This window comes from Nitrosomonas sp. Nm34 (assembly GCF_900113925.1).
Lineage (GTDB): Bacteria > Pseudomonadota > Gammaproteobacteria > Burkholderiales > Nitrosomonadaceae > Nitrosomonas.
Genome location: NZ_FORD01000101.1, coordinates 1 through 5,315 on the forward strand (window position 1 = coordinate 1; position 5,315 = coordinate 5,315).

Here is a 5,315-nt window from a genome sequence, read left to right on the forward strand (position 1 = left end):
CTGCTAAGCACTGACACCACGTTAACTGCGGAACAGATCGTAGAAAGCTATAGCCTGCGCTGGTCGATTGAACCGATGTTCAATCAGCTGAAACAAGCCTGGGGAATGAAAGAGGCATGGCAGCAAACACGACAAACACTTCATCGCTGGGTACACATTACCATGGCGGGTTACGGCTTGGTCCAGCTATTGAGTTGCTTGAACAGCCAGGCAGTGGCGGCACTCTGTCAGCATTCCCCATGGCGCAAGCATCAGCCTCAAACTGCCGGGCAGATTCGTACAGGACTGGTCAATATTTTAAGACATGTCGCTATTCGGTCATGGTGGAATGCAAAATATAAAAATTCATGCCACCAGATTGGAATAAAAACTGGAATTCAAGATGTGAACAAAGCAACCGCATGTAATACAACAAAAAGATCAAGCGCATTACATCTCCAAGTTGGAAAAAATTCCAACTGTGGGGGATGGTTTACTCTAAACTCTAGTTTTTAAATTTATATGGTTTCTACAAGCCTGTTTACTTAGAATTATTACTTTTCCACAATTTCTGTGGATAACTTTGTGGGTAATTTGTAAATAATATTGCTAAGAGGGTTATTTGTAACAATTTTTATTAGAACGATTAAATTTTATACACATAAAAATATCATTAATAATTAAAAGTTTAGTATGATAGATTTATAGATTGACTATTCAAATGATATTGGGTGATACAGAATATCTTCTAAAAAAGGATGTGGATTATTTTAGAATGTCAAGTGCACTTTTGCACACATTTTTAATTGACAGTGTGCTTCTCAAGATCGAAAGTATTTGAGTTATTATGGAATAAATAGGAACTATTGAATGCCTAAAGAAATAACATCGAAAGAGCTTAAAAAGAAGTCAAAAGAGAAGCAGAAACTTCCTACCTTAGAAACTGTTTTTGAAGGGTATTCCTTATCTAGTGAAGAAAAACTTCCCGCAATAGAAATAATCTTTGGAAGACATTCCCAAGAAAAAGATATTAAAGAAGATGAATATTAAAAGAGAAGTTTTAGAACATAGTACTTTTCTAAAAAAAGAAAACATCTAAGTGATAAACAGCACAATTTGCTAGTTCATCCCTTTGATTTTACTCTCTATCATACTTTTAATGGCTTTTGTTAACAGGAAATCATTCTCTTAAATTGATATGGCTGAAAAGTTGAGATGCTGCTCTCTATAGCCACATTCTCAAGAATATGCGCGCGTGCGTGATGTATCATTACTTGTTCTAATAGAATTTTAAAATTTAGACACAAAGACATATTCTCTAGAATAGTTCAAAAATGTGTCTTGTCTGAAATCCTTATGAATATTGATTATAGGGTTCTTCCGGAAATTACGTACATAGGAGCAGTAGCAGGTTAAAGAGACGATGGAAAAGTAGAGCAAGACAAATTGAAATAGCCGCTATTATTTTTAATGATCAGGCTTTTCAAAATGTCGACGAGTTTGCTCTATCACGCTTTTAGCATAATAGGTTATTTTTATCAAAGCACGCGATATATTGCAAACGCCATAGTCGTTGCGATAAAAGAGGATCAGTGGTTAAGGAAATCCAAAAGCGTAGTCTGCAAAAGCGTTATCGATTGCCGAAATTAGCAAAGGTTAAACGTATTGCAATTGATGAAATCTATCAAGGCAACAAACTGGGCTATTTAGCCATTGTGCTGGATCTTCAACGTGGTGCCGTGATTTTTGTGGGCAATGGGAAAGGCGCGGATGCGTTGCTTCCATTCTGGAAGCGGTTGAAACGATCATGTGCGCACATTGAAGTGATTGCAACCGATGATATATGGGCCCAGCTTACCTCAGGGCAGTACAGAGTCATATTCCAGAGGCTACGCTGGTATTCGATCATTTTCATGTCATCAAATTGTTTAATGAAAAACTGACCAAGCTGTGCCGCGATCTGCAGCGAGAAGCAGAGAATGGGTTGGGTAATCCAGTTCTGAGAGACATTCGTTGGCTGCTGCTCAAGCATCCTGGTAATCTGGATGATACGCGCAATAAGCGTCAACGTCTGGCGGAAGCGCTAAATCTCAATGAACCTTGGCCACGGCCTATTATATGAAAGTAGAATGACGCAATATATGGCATCAACCAGATGAAACTGCAGCGCAAAAAGCACTTGAAAAATGGGTAAAAAAGGCAGCTACTTCGAATATCAACATGCTCAAGCAATTCTCTAAAATCATTGCCGCTCATCGTCCAGGTATTCTTGCTTATTTCGACTTCAATGGGTTATGGTTTTAGAGAGGTAGAATTCTTTAAACTGAAAATTATGGCGTTGCATGAAACCAGCTATGTTGTGGTCGGTTGGATTCAAAGTACGCATTTACCGAATGAACCTTTTGCAATTCATTGTTTGTTGCAAATTTCGTCAATCTAAATTCAATCAGGGCATCGTTTAATTTGGTTGACGCTGCTTGCAGTTTATTTATAGACTCAATAATTCGTTAACTGACCTATTAAATCTTTCTATTTTTTTATGATCACCCATATGAGTAGCGCAGGCTTAGATTGGTTGAATTAAAAAGCCGCCTTACTGGCGGCTATTCTTTAGTTATTTATGAACTACTACCTTTACATCTTCGAGTTTGAGTTCAGAGCCCCATAATTTCAGTGCATTTCTTTTAACATCTTCAATATCTTTACCGTGTATGTTGTGAGCTTCTTCTCTCTCGACATACTCACCAGAGCCGGTTATTCCGGAGTATCTAGCTGTCCAGCCTTCGGTTGTATTGAATAATTCTAAAACTTTTTCTTTTTTTTCAGTGGGATCCCCTGTAACAATATTGTCACACATGATCAGCCCATTTTTTTCCACTACATTGTAAATATTATTACTTTTAAACATTTTCTTATCCTCCTTTTATTCCAAGCTCCGCTAGAGCAGTATTGATTAGTTAATCAATTAGCAGTGAACTGAAAATCCTTGTGTCGGTAGTTTTATCTTCGGCACTGGCAAGACGCCTACGGTTGATCAGTTTGGAGCGTAAATAAGCCAAAACAAAACATCCATACATTTCGTTACAGTGTTATTCGTCAAATGAGTGTTTTATACTGTCGACCCCATCATGTACTAGAGACTCATCATGACAATCATTGTTCCCTTGGTATCTACTAGCGAATAGACACTGCTCCGCTTACAGCGAGCAAAGCTTGATCCTTCTGTTTGTATCCTGCCATTATTGCAATACCGAATTCCTGCCCGGTTTCCGTCGCCTGCAGAGAGATATGCTGAGAAAGGGCTGGATATTAATGATTATCGGTACGCAATAAAGCCTCCACCTATTTCTTTCGAGTGGTCGGCGATTCTATGGTCGGTGCTCGCATTCATGATGGTGATATGCTGATGGTTGATCGCTCGATCAAACCCAAACACGGGCATATCGTATTGGCGGTGATTAATAATGAATATACCGTAAAGCGATTGTATGCCGGCAATGGCGTTATTGAACTGCACGCTGAGAATCCAGCATATCCGCCTATTCGTTTTCATGAAGATGATGAGTTGCAGGTGTGGGGAGTTGTAGTGGGAGCAGTGGCGCGCTTTATCGTGTGATCATTTCTTATTAATTGATTTTTCTAAAAAGAACGAATTTCATACTTTTGAAATTGATATGCTTAAATGGTTTTGAAGAATTAGCAATGTGAATTTTTTACACATTGCTAATATTTATTGAATATGCTCTTAAATACGAATTAAGAGCTGAAATAGAAGCCGGTTCATCAATAACGTTAAACTATTGAGGAAGACACTACCCAACCTCAATCAATCAAAGTAAGCAATGAACTGGCAAAACCGATTAATAACGATTTATCTCTATGTTTGCAAGCATTGTCAGCAAAATCTTTGGACTTATAGTCAAAGAATGAGCCATTACGCGGATTTAAGTTTTAGCGACGAAGAAGTTATTACTCTCTTCCTGCTCGGTGTAATGGACAGGCATCGAGAGATCAAAAGTATTGATAAGTATGCGGATCGCCACTTACGCGATGGGTTTCCACGACTTCCATGTGGCTTATGTTCAGCGCCTGAATCGAGTAGCCGATGTGTTTGCACCCTTATTAGCACTGATTCAGCAAGAACAGAAAACCAGGGATCCCGGGCAGGTTTTTAGTTGACTGATTCATTTCCGGTCATCCTTGCGAGGCAAAGTCACCGGTTTAACGCGTGTATAGCGAAACAGTTGGCGGATTCAGGCTAATGCTCAACAAAGAAGTTGTACTATCATGGTGTGCGGGTCCATATCATAGGGCGCCGTCAACCAGGCTCATTGCCGATTCCTGAGTACATCGGTGTAACCGGCGCCAGCGATCATGACGGCAGGATATTTGATCAGATTCGGCCACAATTGCACAACAAGGAATTGTATGGCGATAAACCTTATCAACAGCCCGACGCCGAAGCAGTCAGACAAGCTCAGAATCTGACCGTCTTGGCACCCGTTAAGAAACAAAAAGGCAACTCTATTTTCAAACCACAGGATCAATGGTGGTCTATAGTAGTTGCTCGCGTTCGGCAACCGATTGAAGCATTATTTGCCTGGATTGAAGAAAAAACAGGCATTGAATGTGCCAGCAAAGTGCGCTCTTATAAGGAACTGATGGTGCATGTATTCGGAAAGCTGGCTGCGGCTCTGTTTTTCTGGAATTTTTTGCGAGTTAGCTCTTAATTCACATTTAACTATTAGTATATTTTTCTCAGAGTGACACTGAATATCTATGACACATACTCGGGATTGTCATGTCCATTTTGTAATGATTTAATAATTACTGCGACACACTCGCGGAACGCAACTAATTTGCCACCTCTTTCTCCTTGCAATGCAGCATGATTAATATCTATAAAAAGGAGGACACCAAACCCAATATTTATTTTCCCGCACCACGTCTTTTTGCCATCAATTCTAACTTTAACACCATACCCTATGCAACGTACCCATTCAGGTCTTTCTTCCATCATTCATCCTTTCTATAGAAACTAGAAGTAAAGCGTACTAGTGACGAAAATCTTATTCCAACAGATGTTGGCCAAAACAAAATACTGAAGTGGTACCCAAAAACTGTACAGGTTGTTAAGGTGATTTCCGAAAAAGGCTATTCCCATTGAGGTATAATTGGGCTTCCACTTGTTCAACCACTGAGCTTGATCATGCTGTTCGCCTCCGCCCCGACAGTTGCGCCCCTGAGCACGTCCCAAATAGAAGACCTGAGACTGGCAAGTTCGAAAATGCTCGGAGCGGAACGCCGCTCCTTTCAGGCGGCGATGACGTTGAAAT

11 protein-coding genes are annotated in these 5,315 nt (G+C 40.0%); 8 read left to right on the forward strand and 3 right to left on the reverse strand.

The features are described from left to right. The 5 genes from BM283_RS17065 to BM283_RS20740 all read left to right on the forward strand — a co-directional run. On the forward strand, positions 1-495 hold a 495-nt coding region (locus tag BM283_RS17065; RefSeq protein WP_175492213.1), incomplete at its 5' end, for a transposase. Positions 496-849: 354 nt separating this feature from the next. Beyond that, positions 850-1,029 (forward strand): hypothetical protein, encoded by a 180-nt coding sequence (locus BM283_RS17070; RefSeq protein ID WP_090695273.1) that lies wholly within the window; start codon positions 850-852, stop codon positions 1,027-1,029. A 542-nt stretch (positions 1,030-1,571) separates the two neighbouring features. Continuing rightward, positions 1,572-1,922, forward strand: coding sequence for a transposase (locus BM283_RS18410; RefSeq protein WP_175492214.1), 351 nt, complete (start codon positions 1,572-1,574; stop codon positions 1,920-1,922). Beyond that, a complete protein-coding gene (locus BM283_RS17075; protein ID WP_090695275.1) occupies positions 1,823-2,101 on the forward strand; it encodes a transposase in 279 nt (92 codons plus the stop codon). The genes BM283_RS18410 and BM283_RS17075 overlap by 100 nt, the downstream gene beginning before the upstream one ends. A gap of 17 nt (positions 2,102-2,118) precedes the next feature. Then, positions 2,119-2,283, forward strand: a complete 165-nt coding sequence (locus tag BM283_RS20740; RefSeq protein WP_090695277.1) for a transposase — start codon at positions 2,119-2,121, stop codon at positions 2,281-2,283. Positions 2,284-2,593: 310 nt separating this feature from the next. On the opposite strand, the gene BM283_RS17085 is transcribed toward BM283_RS20740, so the two are convergent. After that, a complete protein-coding gene (locus tag BM283_RS17085; RefSeq protein WP_090695279.1) occupies positions 2,594-2,887 on the reverse strand; it encodes a hypothetical protein in 294 nt (97 codons plus the stop codon). A gap of 462 nt (positions 2,888-3,349) precedes the next feature. On the opposite strand from BM283_RS17085, the gene BM283_RS19730 reads away from it, so the two are divergent. The 3 genes from BM283_RS19730 to BM283_RS19740 all read left to right on the forward strand — a co-directional run bounded on the left by BM283_RS19730 (position 3,350) and on the right by BM283_RS19740 (position 4,709). Beyond that, positions 3,350-3,595, forward strand: coding sequence for a LexA family protein (locus BM283_RS19730; protein WP_254776426.1), 246 nt, complete (start codon positions 3,350-3,352; stop codon positions 3,593-3,595). Between the two features lie 413 nt (positions 3,596-4,008). Continuing rightward, positions 4,009-4,158 carry a hypothetical protein gene (locus BM283_RS19735; protein WP_217646594.1) on the forward strand — a complete coding sequence of 50 codons (150 nt, stop codon included), beginning with the start codon at positions 4,009-4,011 and terminating at the stop codon, positions 4,156-4,158. A 98-nt stretch (positions 4,159-4,256) separates the two neighbouring features. Continuing rightward, complete coding sequence (locus tag BM283_RS19740) at positions 4,257-4,709, forward strand: transposase (protein ID WP_090695281.1); 453 nt, start codon at positions 4,257-4,259, stop codon at positions 4,707-4,709. A gap of 47 nt (positions 4,710-4,756) precedes the next feature. Here the strand turns inward: BM283_RS19740 and BM283_RS17100 are convergent, their stop codons facing one another. Continuing rightward, positions 4,757-4,999 (reverse strand): hypothetical protein, encoded by a 243-nt coding sequence (locus tag BM283_RS17100; protein ID WP_139225335.1) that lies wholly within the window; start codon positions 4,997-4,999, stop codon positions 4,757-4,759. Positions 5,000-5,017: 18 nt separating this feature from the next. Continuing rightward, on the reverse strand, positions 5,018-5,315 hold a 298-nt coding region (locus tag BM283_RS19745), incomplete at its 5' end, for a hypothetical protein (RefSeq protein ID WP_217646595.1).